This is a genomic window from Rhizobium sp. SEMIA4064, from assembly GCF_003025035.1.
GTDB classification, from domain to species: Bacteria; Pseudomonadota; Alphaproteobacteria; order Rhizobiales; family Rhizobiaceae; genus Rhizobium; species Rhizobium paranaense.
On sequence record NZ_PYJN01000001.1, the window covers coordinates 296,477 to 312,548 of the forward strand.

Here is a 16,072-nt window from a genome sequence, read left to right on the forward strand (position 1 = left end):
GCAATGTTCGCTCCAGCAATAATCTGTTAACCCTAACAGACAGTTAATCTGCGATTCTCGGAAATCATTGCCAAAGGATAGTTATGGCCCCCTATCAATTCATCGAGCGTGCAAGTCCCTTCAACTCGAAGGGCGGTGCGACGTTGCCGATCTTTGCCGTCACTCCGGCGCATATCGAGACCGGCACCATCGATCCCATCGCGCTCGATTGGGCGCGTAAGGCCGGCTACAAGGCCGATAGCGGTTCGTTGCTATTGATTCCGACCGAGGAAGGCCATCTCGGCGGCGCATTGTTCGGCCTTGGCTCCAACCCTTCGGAACAGCCCTTCCTGACTGGCAGGCTGGCGCGCAACCTGCCGGCCGGCGATTGGCATATCGAGACCGCACCGCTCACGGCAAACCGGCTTTCGCTCGGCTTCGGCCTCGGCAGCTACCGGTTCGAGCGTTACAAATCGGAAAAGGCAACTCCGCCGACGCTGATGATCCCGCGCGACACGGACGCGACCGACATCAAGCGCCAGCTCGCCGGCGTCTTCCTTGCCCGCGACCTCATCAATACGCCGACGAACGATATGGGGCCGGAACAGCTAGAAGCAGCCTTCCGGGCACTCGCCGCACATTATAAGGCGGATGTGTCCGTCATCGTCGGCGATGACCTCCTGAAGGAGAATTTCCCGCTGGTTCATACAGTCGGCCGCGCCAGCGCCGATGCGCCGCGCCTGCTGGAGCTGCGCTGGGGCAAAAAGGGTCATCGCCGCATTACCTTAGTCGGCAAGGGCGTCTGCTTCGACACCGGCGGCCTCGATATCAAGCCTGCATCTTCCATGCTGCTGATGAAAAAGGATATGGGCGGCGCCGCCAACGTCATGGGCCTGGCGCTGATGATCATGGACGCCAAGCTGAAGGTCGATCTGCGCGTCATCATTCCGGTCGTCGAAAACTCGATTTCGTCCAATGCCTTCCGTCCCGGCGACATCTACAAGAGCCGCAAGGGCCTGACCGTGCAGATCGACAATACCGACGCCGAAGGCCGTCTGATCCTCGCCGACGCACTGTCCTATGCCGACGAAGAAGTGCCCGATCTGTTGATCGACATGGCGACGCTGACCGGTGCAGCCCGTGTCGCGCTTGGCCCGGACCTGCCACCCTTCTTTACGGATGATGACGATCTCGCCCGCGATCTCACCGAAGCGAGCCTCGAGACCGACGACCCGCTGTGGCGCATGCCGCTCTATATGGGCTACGACAAGGATATCCGTGCCAAATTCGCCGATATCACCAACGCCCCCGCCGGTGGCATGGCAGGCTCGATCACCGCTGCCCTGTTCCTCAAGCGCTTCGTGACGAAAACGCCGAGCTGGGCGCATTTCGACATCTTCGGCTGGGCACAGAGCGAACGCCCGCATTCGCCGGGCGGCGGCGAGGCGCAGGCGATCCGGGCGCTGTATCATCATATCCGGCAGAGTGTGCGGTAGAGGCCTATAGTCCCCTCTCCCCGCATCGCGGGGAGAGGGTTAGGGTGAGGGGCCAGGCACAAAAGCACGACAACGGCGGACTGGCCTGACCATCACCGATAACCGGTCCGAAAAGACGGAGATTCCCGTTTTGGGGTTGCTTTCGAGAAAGCCCCTCATCCGAGCCCTCGACCTTTCGCTCCGCTCTATGTCTCGGTCCCACCTTCTCCCCGCATCGCGGGGCGAAGGTTGGCGAATTCCCCTTGAAACCGCCATGATCTTGGCCGAGACTGAAACGGTAGCGTAACGATCTCCGAGGTTGCCCTTGCCGCTTGAACTCTCTGCCTCGCAGGCTCTTGGCCTCTGGCAAGGCGTGGCGCTCGAGCAGGTGCGTCGCGAGGGTCATGATCTGACGCTTCGGCAGATGGCGATCCTCCTGCAGATCTATCTCGTGCCGCCACCGCATACGGTGCGGGGGCTCGCCGCAACGCTTGGCGTAACCAAGCCGGTCATCACCCGTGCCCTGGACACGATGGGTGAGATGGGGCTGGTCGACCGCGTCCGCGACGAGCGTGATCGCCGCAATGTCATCATCAAGCGTACTGTCTCAGGCGCGCTCTATCTGGAAAAGCTCGGTGATCTCGTCATCGAGCAAGGCCGCAAACTATCAGTCTAGAGCAGTTCAGCGCTTCACGGAATCGCTGAACTGCTCTATCTCTTTGTTTTCACGCAATTACGGACGGAAAGCGGCTCACGCACTTTTCCTGGAATTGCTCTAGAGGACCATGCTCATGATGCTCGACCGCCGCCTCAACGCCTTTCGGCCCGATCTTGCCGAAGCCTCTCTGCGGGGCAAGGTCGAGGCCGACCGTTTTGTCGAGGGTACCAGGGCGCAGGTCGTCGCTCCCGTCGTCGCGCTTCGCCAGCAGCCGGATCTGGCGCGCGGCATCGATACCGAACTCTTGTTTGGCGAAGAGGTCGATGTCTTCGAGCGAAAGGATGGCTGGTGCTGGGTGAAAGCGTTGTCGGATGGTTATGTCGGCTATCTTCCCGAAAATACGATCCGGAGTGAACAGGCGCCACCCACTCATGTCGTTGTGACACAGCGGACGTTTCTCTATCCCGAGCCGGAGCTGCGCAAGCCCCATACCGATATCCTGTCCATGGGCAGCCGTGTGCGCGTCACCGGCACGGCCGAGACGCGGGGGAACCACTATGTCGTCCTCGAAGACGGCACGGCCATCTTCGCCAAGCATGTACAGCCGATCGGTTACAATGACGGCGGCGATTATGTCGATGTCGCCTTGCGGTTCCTGGAAACCCCCTATCTCTGGGGCGGTCGGTCCGGCCTCGGCATCGATTGCTCCGCACTGGTGCAGCTCGCATTGCTGATGACGGGCCGCGCCTCGCTGCGCGATACGGACATGCAGGCGGCTGGCCTCGGCGAACCGATCAGCCGCGAGGAATTGCGCCGCGGCGATTTCGTCTTCTGGAAAGGCCATGTCGCCATCATGGAAGACGAGAAAACCATCGTGCATGCCAACGGCCATACCATGACCACGGCGCGTGAAGATTTTGCCGCCGCCGTCGAGCGCATCGGCTGGCTCTATGAGCAGCCGACAGGCTACCGCCGCCTGGCGGGTTGAGAGCCGGCCGGAACCAGCCTGAATCTAAACCGTTATTTCCTCGATTGAACACCCGTCTTGTTCGAGAGGAGAAGCATCATGCCAATTACGGCGATGGAACAGGTGGTCAGGGATATCCTGCGCGACGCTCATCTGAGGCATAGTCGCAAGATCGATCGGCTCCGTGAGCTGCAAAGCGAAGCGTGCTGCATCCAGCGTGCCGGCAGCAAACGCATGATGAGCATAGATGATGGCCTTCAGGACGACCTACGCGTCATCGAAAAGGCGCTGCGCGATCTCAATGCCGACATGCCCGAAAAGGATGCCACCACCCGGTAGGCGATGGCACCCTCAGCTCGCTTCGAATAGGTATTTTTAGGGTGTGCGTGGCCGCGCGATCCAGATCCCGGCGATAATGACGATACCGCCGAGGGCCTGTATCAGCGTGACGTTTTCGCTGAACAGGAACCAGGCGAAAAGCGCGGCTGCGATCGATTCCAGGAAAATGACGAGCGAGGAAAAGACGGTTGGCAGCTTTCCAAGCGCCACCGAGAGCAGCCCCTGTCCGCCGGCATGGCTGATAAGGCCGAGCGCCAGAAGCACGCACCATCCCGAGATCGACTGCGGCAATATCCGCGGTTCGAAGAAGAAGGCGGCGAGGAATAGGATCGCCGAGGTCATGATGCTGAGCTCGAAGGTGACGCGCGCGGCATTTGTGTTTGGACGCGCCGTGCCGACCGCCAGAAAATAGAGGCCGAAAAAGGCGCCGGTAATGATAGCCAGCGCATCGCCGACGGCGCGGCTTGGATTGAATGCAAGGCTTTGCGCCACAAGCGCCGCACCGCCTGCAAGGCAGACCAGAAGGCCAACAAGCGTGGCACGATCAACCCTCTGCCGCAGTAGAAGCCAGCCGAAAATGACGACCCACAGCGGCGCCATGGTTGCGAAGAACGTCGCATTGGCAATGGTCGTCTGCATGATGGCGAGGTGCCAGAAGAGCAGGTCACCCGTAAAGGCGATGGCGGCGAGAATGGTCGGTATCGTAAAGCTGGCGCGAGGCGCCGTGACGTCCGCAACCTCCGCATATCGCATCCAGATCCAAAGGATCGGCAAGGCCAGGAAGACACGCCAGAATGCGCTGGCGAAAGGTCCGACGTCGGCCAGACGGACGAGGCTTGGGGAGATGCTCATGGCGAGCGCCGCAAGGAGCATCGCCACGACGCCGAAAAAGAACTCTTTCGAGCCGTCGGAACCTGCCTTGCCGGCGGCAGAGTGGTTTGCATTCGCCGTCTCGCCAAGATCTGCGGCGCGCATATCGTATTCAGTGTCCGGTTGTGACATTCTCGTGCCTTTGCAAGTCAGGTAATTTGTGGCGCAAAGCTAATACAGGCGGAAAGAGGATTTGGCTCCATTTTGATGGTTTTCATGCAATTTTGTTTCTTCTTTGCGGTAAGGATGTTTTGAAATGCGCAAACCCGTCGATCTCGATGAATTCGACCTGGCGATTCTCGAAATCCTCCAAAAGGACAACGCTGTTCCGCAGCGCAAGATTGGTGAACTGGTCAATCTGTCTGCGCCTGCCGTGCAGCGGCGCATCAAGCGCATGCAGGCGAGTGGCGTCATTCAGGCTGACATCGTCGTTGTCGATCCGGCAGCCGTGGGTTTGCCGATTACCATCATCGTCGAGGTCCATATCGCAAACGAGCGTTATGACCTTGTCAATGCGATAAAGCGCAGCTTCCTGGAGGCGCCGGAAGTTCAGCAATGCTATCAGGTCACCGGCGAAGCGGATTTCGTGCTTGTCGTCGTCGTGGCCAGCATGTCCGACTACGAGGCGCTGACGCGGCGTCTGTTCTACGACAATCCGAATGTCACGAAGTTCAAATCGCTCGTCACCATGGACCGGGTGAAGATCGGTCTTTCCGTGCCATTGGTGCGGGATTAGCCGACTATCTATGCCTGCTGTTCATCCCGGCCGCTTCGGCCAGTTCGTGACCCCGCCGGTCCATGTCTCATAGGCATTCGACAGTTTCAGCACCAACAGATCGCCGAAGCGCGGGCCGATGATCTGCAGGCCGATCGGCATGCCGGAGCGGGAGAAGCCGCAATTGATCGACGCGGCCGGCTGCTCCGACATGTTCCAGGGAACAGTAAAGCCGATATGCTCGAAGGGCAGGGCAGGGTCGTTGGTGGGCGAGGCCCATTCGGCGGAATAGGAGACGATCGGGTTGGTCGGCGAAAGCACGACGTCCACCTCTGCGAAGAGCCTTCCGCAACTCCTACGCATCTCGATGGTCTGATTAAAGCCGCGCACGGCATCGACGCCACTGATATCGGCGCCACCCTTCGCCCAGCTATGGATATAGGGCAGGATGCTGTTGCGGCGTTCCTCGCTCAATCCGACGATATCGCCCCAGAAACGCGCGCGCCAGAAGGCATCAAGCCCGTCCAGCATCTGCCGGGTCAGCACCGGCGCGACGTCGATGATGATGGCGCCGGCCGCCTCGAAACGCTTGGCGGCGGCAACGACCGCGTCGCGCACTTCGTCCTCGACGGGCAGGCCGCAGCCTGCCTCCAGCATCAAGCCGATCTTCATGCCACGGATATCGATGCCGAGATCCATCCAGTCGATCTCGTTTGGCGGCAGGCTGGTGCAGTCGCGCCAGTCGGGACGCGAGAGCGTCGCCATGGAAAAGGCGGCATCCTCGACGGTGCGGGTCATCGGTCCGGCGCATCGCCCGAGATAATAGGGATCGATCGGAATGCGGCCATGGCTCGGCTTGAAGCCGAAAATGCCGGTCCAGCCCGCCGGCAGGCGTATCGAGCCGCCGATATCGGTGCCGATATGCAGCGGTCCATAGCCGGCTGCGGCTGCGGCGGATGCGCCGGCGCTGGAGCCGCCCGGATTCCGCGAGGGGTCCCACGGATTGCGGCTGAGCTGGTGGAAGCTGGAAAGGCCGGAGGAGAGCATGCCGTAATCCGGGCAGGTGGTCTTGGCGAAAATCACTGCGCCATCCTCGCGCAGGCGCGCGGCGATCGGCGCATCCTCGGCGGCGGGAATGAGCTCGACCGCGGCCGTGCCAAGCGGTACCGGCTGCCCCTTGGTGGCGATCAGTTCCTTCAGCGTCACCGGAATGCCGTCGAGAGGTCCAAGCGGCGCGCCCTTTGCCCAGCGCTCCGTGGACGCGGCCGCCTGCCTGCGCGCATCCTCGGGATCATAGGCATAGAGAGCCGATATTGTCGGTTCCCACGCCTCGATATGCTTTTCGAGTGCAAGCCAATATTCGGTGGGAGACAGGCTCTTCTCAGTGAATTTGCCTTTGAGTTCGTGGATGGAAAGATCGGTCGCTTCGGTCATGATCTATACTCTTTATGTCTCAATCAGCGTGTCGCTTCGCGGGGGTCGAGGAGATCGCGTAGCCCGTCGCCAAGCAGGTTGAAGCCGAGGACGGAGAGCGCGATGGCAAGGCCTGGCAGCAGGGCCAGCCACGGCGCGGCCTGGAAATAGGTCTGCGCGTCAGCAAGCATCCGCCCCCAGGTCGGCGCCGGCGGCGGCACGCTGAGGCCCAGGTAGGCAAGCCCGGCCTCGGTCAGGATCGCGAGGCCAAGCTGGATCGTCGCCTGAACGATGATGCTACCCATGATGTTCGGCAGGACATGGCGGACCGTAATGGCAAGCTGCGTATTGCCGATGGCGCGCGCCGCCAGCACATAATCCCGGCTCCAGGCCTGCAGCGCCGAAGCGAGTGCGCCGCGGGCAAATACGGGCACCATGAAGACGGCAATCGCGATAATGGCGGTTTCGCGCCCGGTTCCGAGAAATGCGCCGAGGATCATCGCCGAGAGGATTGGCGGCAATGCGAAGATCACGTCACAGGCCCGCATGACGAGCGCTTCGAGCAGGCCCCGTTGCGCAGCGACGGTAACGCCGATGATTGTTCCGAGCGTCCCGCCGATCGCAACGGCAGAAACGGAGATCGACAGCGAATTCCAGCAGCCGGCCATCAGCATCGACAATACGTCGTGGCCAAGCTGATCGGTGCCGAGAAGGCCGAAGCCGAAAGGTGGTAGCAGCTTGTGGATGATCTGCATCTTCGCCGGCGGTACAGGCGTCCAGAACAGCGAGACGATGGCGACGCAGACGAGGGCGACGATGATCAGGGCGCCGAGCATGAGGTTCGTGCGCCGCAGCACCCGAAAACGGGAGCGACGTGGCAGGGCAGGGGCGACGGTTTCGACGATGTTCATCGTGCCCCTCCGGCGCGCAGTCTGGGGTCGATGGCGAGATAGGAGAGATCCACCAGAAAGTTCACGACGATGACGAGGCCGGCAAAGAACAGCACGACGTCCTGAAGCACGATGACATCACGCTGGCTGAGCGCCTGATAGGCGAGGCGACCGAGGCCAGGCAGGGTGAAGACATTCTCGATCAGCACGGCGCCTGCAACCAGAAAGGTGAACTGCAGCCCGAGGATGGTGAGCACCGGCACCAGCGCATTCGGCACCACATGCCCCCAGAGCACGCCGCTGCGCGACAGGCCCTTGGCGACTGCCGTGCGGGCAAAATCCTCATGCAGCGTGTCGAGTACGGCCGAGCGAGTAACCCTGGTCAATACCGCCGCCTGCGGCAGAGCCAGCGCGACAGCCGGCAGCACGAGCGATTTCAAGGCGGGCCAAACTCCGTTGCTCCAGCCAGGAAAGCCGCCGGCCGGCGCCAAGCCGAGCGAGGTGGCAAACAGGAGGATCAGCAGCAGGCCGACCCAGAAGCCCGGAACGGCGATACCCATCTGTGAAAACAAGGTGGCGACCATGTCGAAGAAGCCGCCGCGTCTTGCGGCGGCGGCGGCGCCAAGCGGCACGGCGACGAGCATGGAAAGGATGATGGCGAGGATGGCAAGCGGCAACGTTACGGCCAGCCGCTCGATGATGAGACCGGCGACCGGCACGCCGTAAGTATAGGATTTGCCGAGATCGCCCGTCAGCGCGCCGGCAAGCCATTGGCCGTAGCGAATGAACAATAGTCGATCGAGGCCCATGTCGTGCCGCAGCGCCGCAAGCGTCTCCGGCGTCGCCGAGGTGCCGAGCGTGATGGCGGCGGGATCGCCCGGCAGCAGGGCCATCACCGTAAAGACCAGCAACGAAACGGCGATCAGGGTCAGGATAAGACCTATGATCCGGCGGGTAAGAAGTACGATCATTGCATGTCCACCGCCGGATCAGGTCCGGCATCGAAACATTTCACGGCGGGCGAAGGGGTCCGCCCTGCCGTGTGTGCGGGAGTGAAAGAGATCAGTCTTCCCAGGAGACGTTGGCCAAGACATTCGAGGGGATCGGCTCGTTCTCCCAGAGCCCTTTCAGCTTCTTGTCCCAGACCCCGAGTTTCGGCATGACGAAGAGGAAGAGCGCGGGGGCATCCTCGGCAAGAATGCTTTGCGCCTCGCCATAGAGCTTGTTCTGCACAGCAGGATCGGCGGTTAGCTGGATCTTCTTCATCAGCTCGTTGAAGACCGGGTTCTTATAATTGAAATAATAGGGTTCGCGCGAATAGATGTCGATGTCCAGTGGCTCGGCATGGGCTACGATGGTCATGTCGTAGTCGCGGCCGGTGAAGACGTCCTGCACCCATTTTGCCGGGAATTCCGTCGGCTCAATATTCATGGTGACGCCGATATCGGCAAACATCGCCTGCATCACCTGGGCGCTACGGGGCGCATAGGCCATCTGCGGCGTCTTGATGGTGAAGGTGAAGCCGTTGGGATAGCCTGCCTCGGCAAGCAGCGCCTTGGCCTTGGCTGGGTCATAGGGCAATGTCCCCGTCAGGTCCTGATATCCCGGGTCGTTCGGCGTGTAGTGGCTGCCGATCGCCGTGCCGAAACCGGACCAGGCGCCCTCGATGATCGTCTTGCGATCGAGCGCTATCATCAGGGCTTGGCGCACGCGCTTATCGTCGAAGGGTTTGCGCGTGTTGTTCATGCCGGCGACGACTTTGAGTTCGGTATTGCCGACCTTGGTCATCAGTCGCGCATCGCCGTCGAAAGAGCTCATCAGCTCGGGTGCGGCGAATTCCGGAAATGCATCGAGGTCGCCGGCCTTCAGGGCTGCGGCTTCCGCCTGCGGATCGGAAATGAAGCGGAAGGTCACCTTGTCGAGCTTCACGTCGACGGATTTGTTCCAGTAGTCCGGATTCTTTACGAGCTCCACATGGTCGCCCTTGCCCCAGGCCGAGAATTTAAATGGGCCGGTGCCGACAGGCGTCGTCTTGTCGTCGGCAGCAGATTTCGAGCCGACCATGACCGAAGACGGCCAGCCGAGCCAATAGAGCAGGCTGCCGGTCGGAGACGAGAGATGCAGCACCAGCGTTTCGGGGTCCGGCGTGTCGATCGAGGCGATGGTGGCGAAGAACCGTTTCTGCGGATTGACGGACTTGGCGTCGCGAGCGCGGTCGAGTGCGAATTTCGCCGTTGTTGCATCGAACGCCTCGCCGTCATGGAATTTGACGCCGGTCTGCAGCTTGAATGTATAGGTGAGGCCGTCGGGAGAAATATCCCAGCTTTTCGCGAGCTGCGGAACGATCTTGCCGCTTTCGTCGATGGCGACCAGCCCTTCGAAGATATTTTGCCAGGTGACTTGGCCGATCGCGACAGGCGCAGCGATCGTCGGATCGAGGCCTGTGGGTTCGACGCTCATGCCGATGTTCAGCGTCGTCTTGGCTGCTTCCGCCGGCGCCATGCCGAGCATCAGCAGCCCAGCAGACATCGCGGCACCATAGGCAAGACGGCGTGCAAAATCGCTGAGCCTCAGACGTAAAATTTTGGTCATCTCAGTTCCCTTGCTGCGGCTCGCGATACCGATTTTCCCTTCGGCATACGGCCAATTTTTCAAAATAGCGTCATCTTGCAGGGTCGAAATAGATCAGCGCCCGGGTCTACGTGGGCAAAACTCCGGTTAGGTCACGCGATCCGGAAAGCGGTCCCGCCAGGCCGGCAGCGCGCCCTGGACCGGCAGCGCCGTCGCCTCATAGACGCCCCGGGCAACGGCGCGCGCCATGACGATGGCGGCGAGATGGCAGAGTTCCATGAAGCTTTGCAGGTCAGCTCTTTCGTGCTTGCCCGTCGACGCGGCGAAAACCGTGTCGCCGTCGAGCGGCAGATGCGCGGGCAACAGCGCACGGGCAAAGCCGTCATGGCCGCAGATCGACAGCCGGTGCGCTTCCGCCTTGGTCAATGCAGCGTCGGTAACGATGGCGCCGATCGTTGTTGCAGTAACATTCGCTCCCTTCAGCCTGAGGCGCGAGTCGATGGTTTCGGGCATGCCGAGGCCGCCGAATTCGCCGTCGATCTCGAAGGGTGCGGCCCAGAAATGCGGTCCTTCGCCTATGGTGGCAGAACCCAGCGCATTGACGGCGACGATGGCCGCGATCCTATGTCCCTGGCTGCTGACGGCGCTGGCTGAGCCGAGGCCGCCCTTGACCATCGCCGTCGTCGCGCCCGTGCCGGCACCCACGGTGCCGAGCGGGAAGGCGCCCTTGCCTGCCGCCTTGAAGGCGGCGTAACCCATATCGCGATAGGGCGAATGCAGGCCCCAATCCTTGTTGCCGCCATTGATGAGGTCGAAGAGGATCGCCTGCGGCACCAGCGGCACGCGGGCGGTGCCAACCTGCAGGCCGCGGCCGATATCGCGCAAGCCTGCCTGCACGCCGCCCGCCGCATCGAGCCCGAAGGCCGAGCCGCCCGACAGCACCAGCCCGTCGACCACACTGACCGTCATCGCCGGATCGAGCAATGCCGTGTCGCGTCCGCCCGGCGCGCCGCCGAGCACGGAGCAGGAGGCGACCGCAGGTTCCTCGAAGATGATGGCGGTGACACCGGAGCCCAGCGCAGGATCGGTGCAATGACCGACGGAGACGCCTTCGATATCGGTCAGAAGATTGAGGAGATCAGCCAATGAAAAATCCTTCGCCTTTCAAAGCGCGAGGTCGTCATGGCGATAGGATCGCAAAGAAAGGGAAAAGACAAGATGGGGTTGTCGAATGGGGGTACTGCTCGGGCCGACCCTCGTGGTTCGAGGCTCCGGCTTTCAGCCTGCGCACCTCGCCATGAGTGCGGAGCAAATGCGGCGATCGGACGAAGAGGCGTGCGAAAGATCGGCCAAAAAGATCAGCCCCCGCTCCGGGAGCGAAGCGTCCCTAAAAGAGCGAGGGCTGGTGATGTGATGAACTTGTGAAACAGCTAAACCGATCCATCAAACGTGGATCGGCTTGGCCTGTTGGCGGATGAGGAGATCGCGGATGGCGAGCTTGACCTCGTCCGCGCTTCTGAAACGCTGCTCGTCCAGATCGTGGACGTGGTATTTCACTGCGATAAACTTCAGCCGGTCTTCATCCGGAATGACGATGCCGACGGGAACGCCAGCATATTCGATGACTTGTTTCTTCATAAAAAATACTCCCTCCGCGCCCTAGCGGCGCAGACATGGCGAATTGACTGTTTGAATCCGATAAGGGGACGAACGTCACATTCGACAGCGCGGGCGGGAGAGTACGCCCGAGCGGTCATGGCCAAGCACGGACCGCCCAAGGATCGAAGCGATGACTACAGAGTTCAGCATGTCACTTCCTTAGTTGGCGTTGCACTTGTGTGAGCTCCGAGTGCGGAACCCGCGATCTGGTATGCTATTATCTACAAACTTAGTAGAGAATAACAATTTCATCTTCAGAAACATATTCCGAAAGATGTCAAAATGTCGGCGACCAGGAAAATAAAATTCCGTATCAGGCTGAATTGCGAGAAAGACTATATCAACTTCTCGCGACCCTCCCGTCCCGGAGCGGCATTGCCGATCACCGTCAGACAGATAGGAATTGCGATGAGATTCGACAATGCCCTCGGAGGATTAAAATCGCTCCGTCACCAAATCACCTCAATGGTTAACGCGGGGAATAACGGGCCTAAAAGCCGTCATTCAGCGCCTTTTCCAGGGCGTTGACGAAGAAATCGGCGCTTTCCGCCGAGAGGCAAAGCGGCGGTTTTATCTTCAACACATTCAGGTGATCGCCGGTCGGCTGCATGATGACGCCAAGCCCGAGCATCCGTTCGCAGATAGCGGCCGTCTCTTCCGTCGCGGGTGTCAGCGTCTCGTGATCGCGGACGAATTCGACGCCGAGATAGAGGCCCATGCCGTGCACGGCACCGATCAGCGGGAAATGGTCCATCAGCGCGATCAGCCCTGCCTTCAGGTGGTCGCCGATGATTCGGGCATTCTCCTGCAGGCCTTCGTCCGTCATGATGTCCAGCACGGTCAGGCCGACCACCGAGCTCACCGGACTGCCGCCGGCGGAGGAGAAGAAATAGCCCTCTTTCTCCAGTGATTCGGCAATCTCCCGCCTCGTGATAACGGCGCCGAGCGGATGGCCGTTGCCCATGCCCTTGGCGATGGTGATGATATCGGGCACGACGTCCTGGCTCTCGAAGCCCCAGAAATGATGGCCGAGCCGGCCGTAACCCACCTGCACCTCGTCGGCGATGCAAAGGCCGCCGCGCTGACGCACGGCCGCGTAGACATCGGCGAGATAGCCGCGCGGCAGGGCGATGCCCCCGGCGTTGCCGTAGACCGGTTCTGCGATGAAGCCGGCAAGACCCTCGCCCTTCTCGTCCACGCCCTCCAGCAGGGTCGTGACGCCAGCCATGTAGTCCACAGCCGAATCCGGACCGCGGAACGGGCCGCGATAGGTATTGGGCGAAACGAGCGGATGCACCCAGTCCGGACGCGTCGTCAACGCCCGTGGATTATCGGCAATGGAGGTGGAGACGGCATCGCTTGCCAGCGTCCAGCCGTGATAGGCCTCCAGCAGGCAAAGCATGTTTTTCTTGGCCGTATGCGCCCAGGCAAGCCGGATGGCGAGATCGTTGGCCTCTGAACCGCTGTTGACAAGGAAGACGCTGTCGAGAGCATCCGGCGCCAAGGCTGCCAGGCGCTCCGAAAATTCAGCAACGGCTGCGTAATGGAAGCGGGAATTGGTGTTGAGCCGTGACCATTGCCGCTCGATAGCCGCCGTCAGCCGTGGATGCGCATGGCCGAGCATGGTCACGTTGTTGACCATGTCGAGATAGGCGCGCCCTTCCGTGTCGAACACGAATTCATGCCAGCCACGCTCGATCTGCGGTGGAGCGTCGTAATAATGCTTTTGCGGCTTGGCAAAATGCGCTTCGCGTTGCGTAAGAAGTGCGGCGCTATCCAGTCGCGGCGCTTCGCAGGCCTGGCTGAGAAGCATGGCGGGCGAGGGGCAGAGGGTCGACCAGCCATCGGCCTGATCGGCGGTGGCAAAAAGCGGCGGCACCAGCCCCGGGACGCGGCAGAGCTGCACGCGCAGTCCCCCGATGGCCGAGCCCTCGCTGCCGATGGTGCCGACGATCGCCCCTTGCTCCACACCGGCGCCCTCTTCCAGAGTACACTCGACGCCATCAAGATGCAGGCTGACGGCTTCGCCGACCAGAACGAGATGTTGGCCGTTCCACTGGATGCGCCCGGCAAAGGGGGCTGTGACGGTAGTGCCGGCTGGCAGGCAGATATCGTTATGCAACGCGAAATTCTGCGGCGGCGTCATGCTGAGGAGATCGGCATGCGATAGACGGAATTCGCCGTAGCGGGTTGCAGCCGAGCCGGAGGCGATAGCCGCTTTGGCAAGCAACCGCCAGTCCATGTCGGGCTTCAGCCAGTTGCCGTCGAAAAAATGCGGGCTGGTCGCGGAAAGATCGACGGCGGCAATATGATCCGATGCGATATCCGGCAGCAATGCGGACCAGCCTTCGGTGGCGATTGGAGCGAGATCGATGCCTGCGGCCCGCAGGATCGCCGCTTCCATCACGTCCGGCTGCGCGCCGGTAGCGACGTCGAAAATCTCGCGCTCGAGTTCCAGATTGCCGCGTACATAGTCGTTGTCGGGGTCGATGGCGAGCTGCTTCTCGCCGCTGGCGGCAAGAATCACCGCGCGGGCGACGATCAGCGGCCAGAGCGCCTTCAATTCGGCCTCCCCGAGCGGATAGATCGCGTGATAGGCCTTGATGGCGGGGAGGATGTAGAAGGGATCGCCTTCTGCATGGTGGAGCAGCGAGGCGCAGGTGACGGCGAGGTCGCCCACCAGCCAGCCCTGGATGATGTCCCCGAAATCAATCACCCCATCCGGGATAGGCTGCCCATGCGCATCCGGGTGGCTGACGACATTGTCGCCAGTGACGTCGTGATGCACGGGCTGCACGCGTAGCCCGCTTGCAAGCGGCTGGATGCGCTTGACGGCCGCAACCATTGCCTTGGCGATGCGGTCGCGCGCTTCGTGATCGGTGATGGCCGACAAGAGCTGCACGGCAATCGGCCCGGCGCGGCGCAGGTCCCATTGCAGGCTGCGATGGAGGCCGGGATGTTCGAAATCAGCGAGATCGCGGGCGAGCCGCCCCGCGAGCGCACCCAGCGCGGAAACGGAGGCGGTGGGCAGGTGCTTGCGCCGCGTCAGCGATTGGCCGGGGAGATAGCTGAGCAGCCGGACGAGATAATCCTGCTCGCGAATGGTGACGACAAGAATGTCCCGGCCGTTCAGCGAGGGGATGATATTGGGTACGCGCGGCGCATCCGGTTTGGCATGCAGATGCCGGATGGCGGCGTTCTGCGCCTCCAGCTCGACCGTGTCGTATTCCGTCCGACAGATCTTCAGAACGTAGCTATTGTTACCGGCGTCGATGCGATAGTTGCGGTCCTGCTGGCTGCCGAGTTCGGTGATCGTTCCGGCCAGGCCATAATGCGTCTGCAAGATCTCCGCCGCCGCCTCCGGCGTGGTATCCGGTCTTGGCAGTTGCATACGATTGACGAGCGCGGCGTCGGTCATGGCACCCCCGGATGGTTCATCTGCATCGACACTAAACCATTCCGTCCAAAAGAAAATCACCGAAAGCGAATAGGATGATCTAACGTTAATACGGAAGATAGGCTCCCGATTGCGCTCGCCTAGAGTGCCATGCGTTCATTTGAACGCAGACTTCACTCAACCTCGATTGAATAGCTGCAGCCGGCGAGCGTCTTGCCGGGATGGTTGATATCGGTCGAGACATCGAGGGCAATGCGCGAGTGCAGGACCGTATCGGAATTCTCCAATTGCTCCTTTTTGGAGAATATCTCCCTTTCGGCAAGGAATTTGTCGAACCTGTCGACCGCGGCGGTGACATCCAATTGCTTGGCAATAGGATGTGGATCGGACTCGTTGAGCAGGGCAAGCGGGCCGGAGGAGGCAAAAGCGATCCTGTCGGTCTGTCGCCCGAAAACGCTAATCGGCTTTGCCAGCTTGAATTCCCGCAGCAGAAGGCTGTTTGAGGGCTGTTCGGTAATGCCGAACTGTCTCATCGCATCTTCGCTTTCCGGTCCGGTCAGCCACATGGCAAAGCTGTTATAGCTTTGCACGTCGTATGTCGTGCATTCGATCAGTTTAGTGAGATCGATCTTCGTAGGGTCTTCTTCCGAGGTCATCGCGGCAGTCGACACCTGTGTGCTCACAAGGATAGCAAGGGCCGAAAGCGGCAGGATTCTATCCAGATATGATCGCATTTTCCTCCTCCGCAACTTCCAAGCGACTCGATACCGGTCGCATTAAATCGCAATTTGGCGGGAAAAGGAAATAGTGGTCCTTCGGACCAAATCGCGCGCTTGCGAATGCCGCGTCATCGGGCGGCTTGAAACAGTCCGCCGGAACATCCGCCTGCAGGTGGACTGACCTGCAAGCGGATAGAATGCTTTGTCTTCAAAAAACTAAGGCGAGCGTTGCGCGTCTCAGCCCATGCGTTCCGACGCATAGCTTCCGGGGCTTGCCGGGAAGACGATGGTGCGGTTGCCGTTGAGGAAGGTGCGGTAGTGGATATGGGCATGGATGGCGCGGGCCAGCACCTGGCTTTCGACATCGCGGCCGATCGAGACATAGTCTTCCGCCGACTGCGCATGCGTGATGCGCGCCGT

General features: G+C 61.1%; 14 protein-coding genes and 1 pseudogene. 5 read left to right on the forward strand and 10 right to left on the reverse strand.

What is annotated here, in order from left to right:
• Positions 1-83 precede the first annotated feature (83 nt).
• The 4 genes from C9E91_RS01430 to C9E91_RS01445 all read left to right on the forward strand — a co-directional run bounded on the left by C9E91_RS01430 (position 84) and on the right by C9E91_RS01445 (position 3,418).
• Positions 84-1,475 (forward strand): leucyl aminopeptidase family protein, encoded by a 1,392-nt coding sequence (locus C9E91_RS01430; protein WP_107106592.1) that lies wholly within the window; start codon positions 84-86, stop codon positions 1,473-1,475.
• A gap of 304 nt (positions 1,476-1,779) precedes the next feature.
• Entirely contained in the window at positions 1,780-2,130 is a 351-nt protein-coding gene (locus C9E91_RS01435; protein ID WP_107106593.1) for a MarR family transcriptional regulator, read from the forward strand.
• A 115-nt stretch (positions 2,131-2,245) separates the two neighbouring features.
• On the forward strand, positions 2,246-3,100 hold the full coding sequence (locus C9E91_RS01440) for a C40 family peptidase (RefSeq protein ID WP_107106625.1): 855 nt from the start codon (positions 2,246-2,248) through the stop codon (positions 3,098-3,100).
• A 78-nt stretch (positions 3,101-3,178) separates the two neighbouring features.
• Positions 3,179-3,418, forward strand: a complete 240-nt coding sequence (locus C9E91_RS01445) for a hypothetical protein (protein WP_107106594.1) — start codon at positions 3,179-3,181, stop codon at positions 3,416-3,418.
• A 36-nt stretch (positions 3,419-3,454) separates the two neighbouring features.
• On the opposite strand, the gene C9E91_RS01450 is transcribed toward C9E91_RS01445, so the two are convergent.
• Positions 3,455-4,420: a DMT family transporter gene (locus C9E91_RS01450; RefSeq protein ID WP_107106595.1), complete on the reverse strand. Its 966-nt coding sequence runs from the start codon at positions 4,418-4,420 to the stop codon at positions 3,455-3,457.
• A gap of 124 nt (positions 4,421-4,544) precedes the next feature.
• Between C9E91_RS01450 and C9E91_RS01455 the strand changes: the two genes are divergently transcribed.
• Entirely contained in the window at positions 4,545-5,024 is a 480-nt protein-coding gene (locus tag C9E91_RS01455; RefSeq protein ID WP_107106596.1) for an Lrp/AsnC family transcriptional regulator, read from the forward strand.
• A 21-nt stretch (positions 5,025-5,045) separates the two neighbouring features.
• On the opposite strand, the gene C9E91_RS01460 is transcribed toward C9E91_RS01455, so the two are convergent.
• The 9 genes and pseudogenes from C9E91_RS01460 to purU all read right to left on the reverse strand — a co-directional run.
• Positions 5,046-6,437 (reverse strand): amidase, encoded by a 1,392-nt coding sequence (locus C9E91_RS01460; RefSeq protein ID WP_107106597.1) that lies wholly within the window; start codon positions 6,435-6,437, stop codon positions 5,046-5,048.
• Between the two features lie 23 nt (positions 6,438-6,460).
• The gene (locus tag C9E91_RS01465) at positions 6,461-7,327 is read right to left on the reverse strand and encodes an ABC transporter permease (RefSeq protein WP_107106598.1); all 867 of its coding nucleotides are present in this window, start codon (positions 7,325-7,327) and stop codon (positions 6,461-6,463) included.
• A complete protein-coding gene (locus C9E91_RS01470; protein ID WP_107106599.1) occupies positions 7,324-8,277 on the reverse strand; it encodes an ABC transporter permease in 954 nt (317 codons plus the stop codon). Before C9E91_RS01470 ends, C9E91_RS01465 begins: the two co-directional genes overlap by 4 nt.
• Before the next feature lie 91 nt (positions 8,278-8,368).
• Complete coding sequence (locus tag C9E91_RS01475; RefSeq protein WP_107106600.1) at positions 8,369-9,898, reverse strand: ABC transporter substrate-binding protein; 1,530 nt, start codon at positions 9,896-9,898, stop codon at positions 8,369-8,371.
• Positions 9,899-10,024: 126 nt separating this feature from the next.
• Positions 10,025-11,023 carry a P1 family peptidase gene (locus C9E91_RS01480; RefSeq protein ID WP_107106601.1) on the reverse strand — a complete coding sequence of 333 codons (999 nt, stop codon included), beginning with the start codon at positions 11,021-11,023 and terminating at the stop codon, positions 10,025-10,027.
• 297 nt (positions 11,024-11,320) lie between these two features.
• Entirely contained in the window at positions 11,321-11,515 is a 195-nt protein-coding gene (locus tag C9E91_RS01490) for a hypothetical protein (RefSeq protein ID WP_107106603.1), read from the reverse strand.
• A gap of 511 nt (positions 11,516-12,026) precedes the next feature.
• The gene (locus tag C9E91_RS01495) at positions 12,027-14,954 is read right to left on the reverse strand and encodes an aminotransferase (RefSeq protein WP_107106604.1); all 2,928 of its coding nucleotides are present in this window, start codon (positions 14,952-14,954) and stop codon (positions 12,027-12,029) included.
• Positions 14,955-15,106: 152 nt separating this feature from the next.
• Positions 15,107-15,667, reverse strand: a complete 561-nt coding sequence (locus C9E91_RS01500; protein WP_107106605.1) for a hypothetical protein — start codon at positions 15,665-15,667, stop codon at positions 15,107-15,109.
• A gap of 222 nt (positions 15,668-15,889) precedes the next feature.
• Positions 15,890-16,072, reverse strand: a pseudogene (gene purU, locus C9E91_RS01505) (formyltetrahydrofolate deformylase); the annotation flags it as partial.

Bases quoted from the DNA above. Each gene is read 5' to 3' on its own strand.
- C9E91_RS01455 (WP_107106596.1), top strand. From the start codon at position 4,545: ATGCGCAAACCCGTCGATCTCGATGAATTCGACCTGGCGATTCTCGAA.
- C9E91_RS01460 (WP_107106597.1), bottom strand. From the start codon at position 6,437: ATGACCGAAGCGACCGATCTTTCCATCCACGAACTCAAAGGCAAATTC.
- C9E91_RS01450 (WP_107106595.1), bottom strand. From the start codon at position 4,420: ATGTCACAACCGGACACTGAATACGATATGCGCGCCGCAGATCTTGGC.
- C9E91_RS01430 (WP_107106592.1), top strand. From the start codon at position 84: ATGGCCCCCTATCAATTCATCGAGCGTGCAAGTCCCTTCAACTCGAAG.
- C9E91_RS01500 (WP_107106605.1), bottom strand. From the start codon at position 15,667: ATGCGATCATATCTGGATAGAATCCTGCCGCTTTCGGCCCTTGCTATC.
- C9E91_RS01475 (WP_107106600.1), bottom strand. From the start codon at position 9,898: ATGACCAAAATTTTACGTCTGAGGCTCAGCGATTTTGCACGCCGTCTT.
- C9E91_RS01495 (WP_107106604.1), bottom strand. From the start codon at position 14,954: ATGACCGACGCCGCGCTCGTCAATCGTATGCAACTGCCAAGACCGGAT.
- C9E91_RS01465 (WP_107106598.1), bottom strand. From the start codon at position 7,327: ATGAACATCGTCGAAACCGTCGCCCCTGCCCTGCCACGTCGCTCCCGT.
- C9E91_RS01470 (WP_107106599.1), bottom strand. From the start codon at position 8,277: ATGATCGTACTTCTTACCCGCCGGATCATAGGTCTTATCCTGACCCTG.
- C9E91_RS01440 (WP_107106625.1), top strand. From the start codon at position 2,246: ATGATGCTCGACCGCCGCCTCAACGCCTTTCGGCCCGATCTTGCCGAA.
- C9E91_RS01445 (WP_107106594.1), top strand. From the start codon at position 3,179: ATGCCAATTACGGCGATGGAACAGGTGGTCAGGGATATCCTGCGCGAC.
- C9E91_RS01490 (WP_107106603.1), bottom strand. From the start codon at position 11,515: ATGAAGAAACAAGTCATCGAATATGCTGGCGTTCCCGTCGGCATCGTC.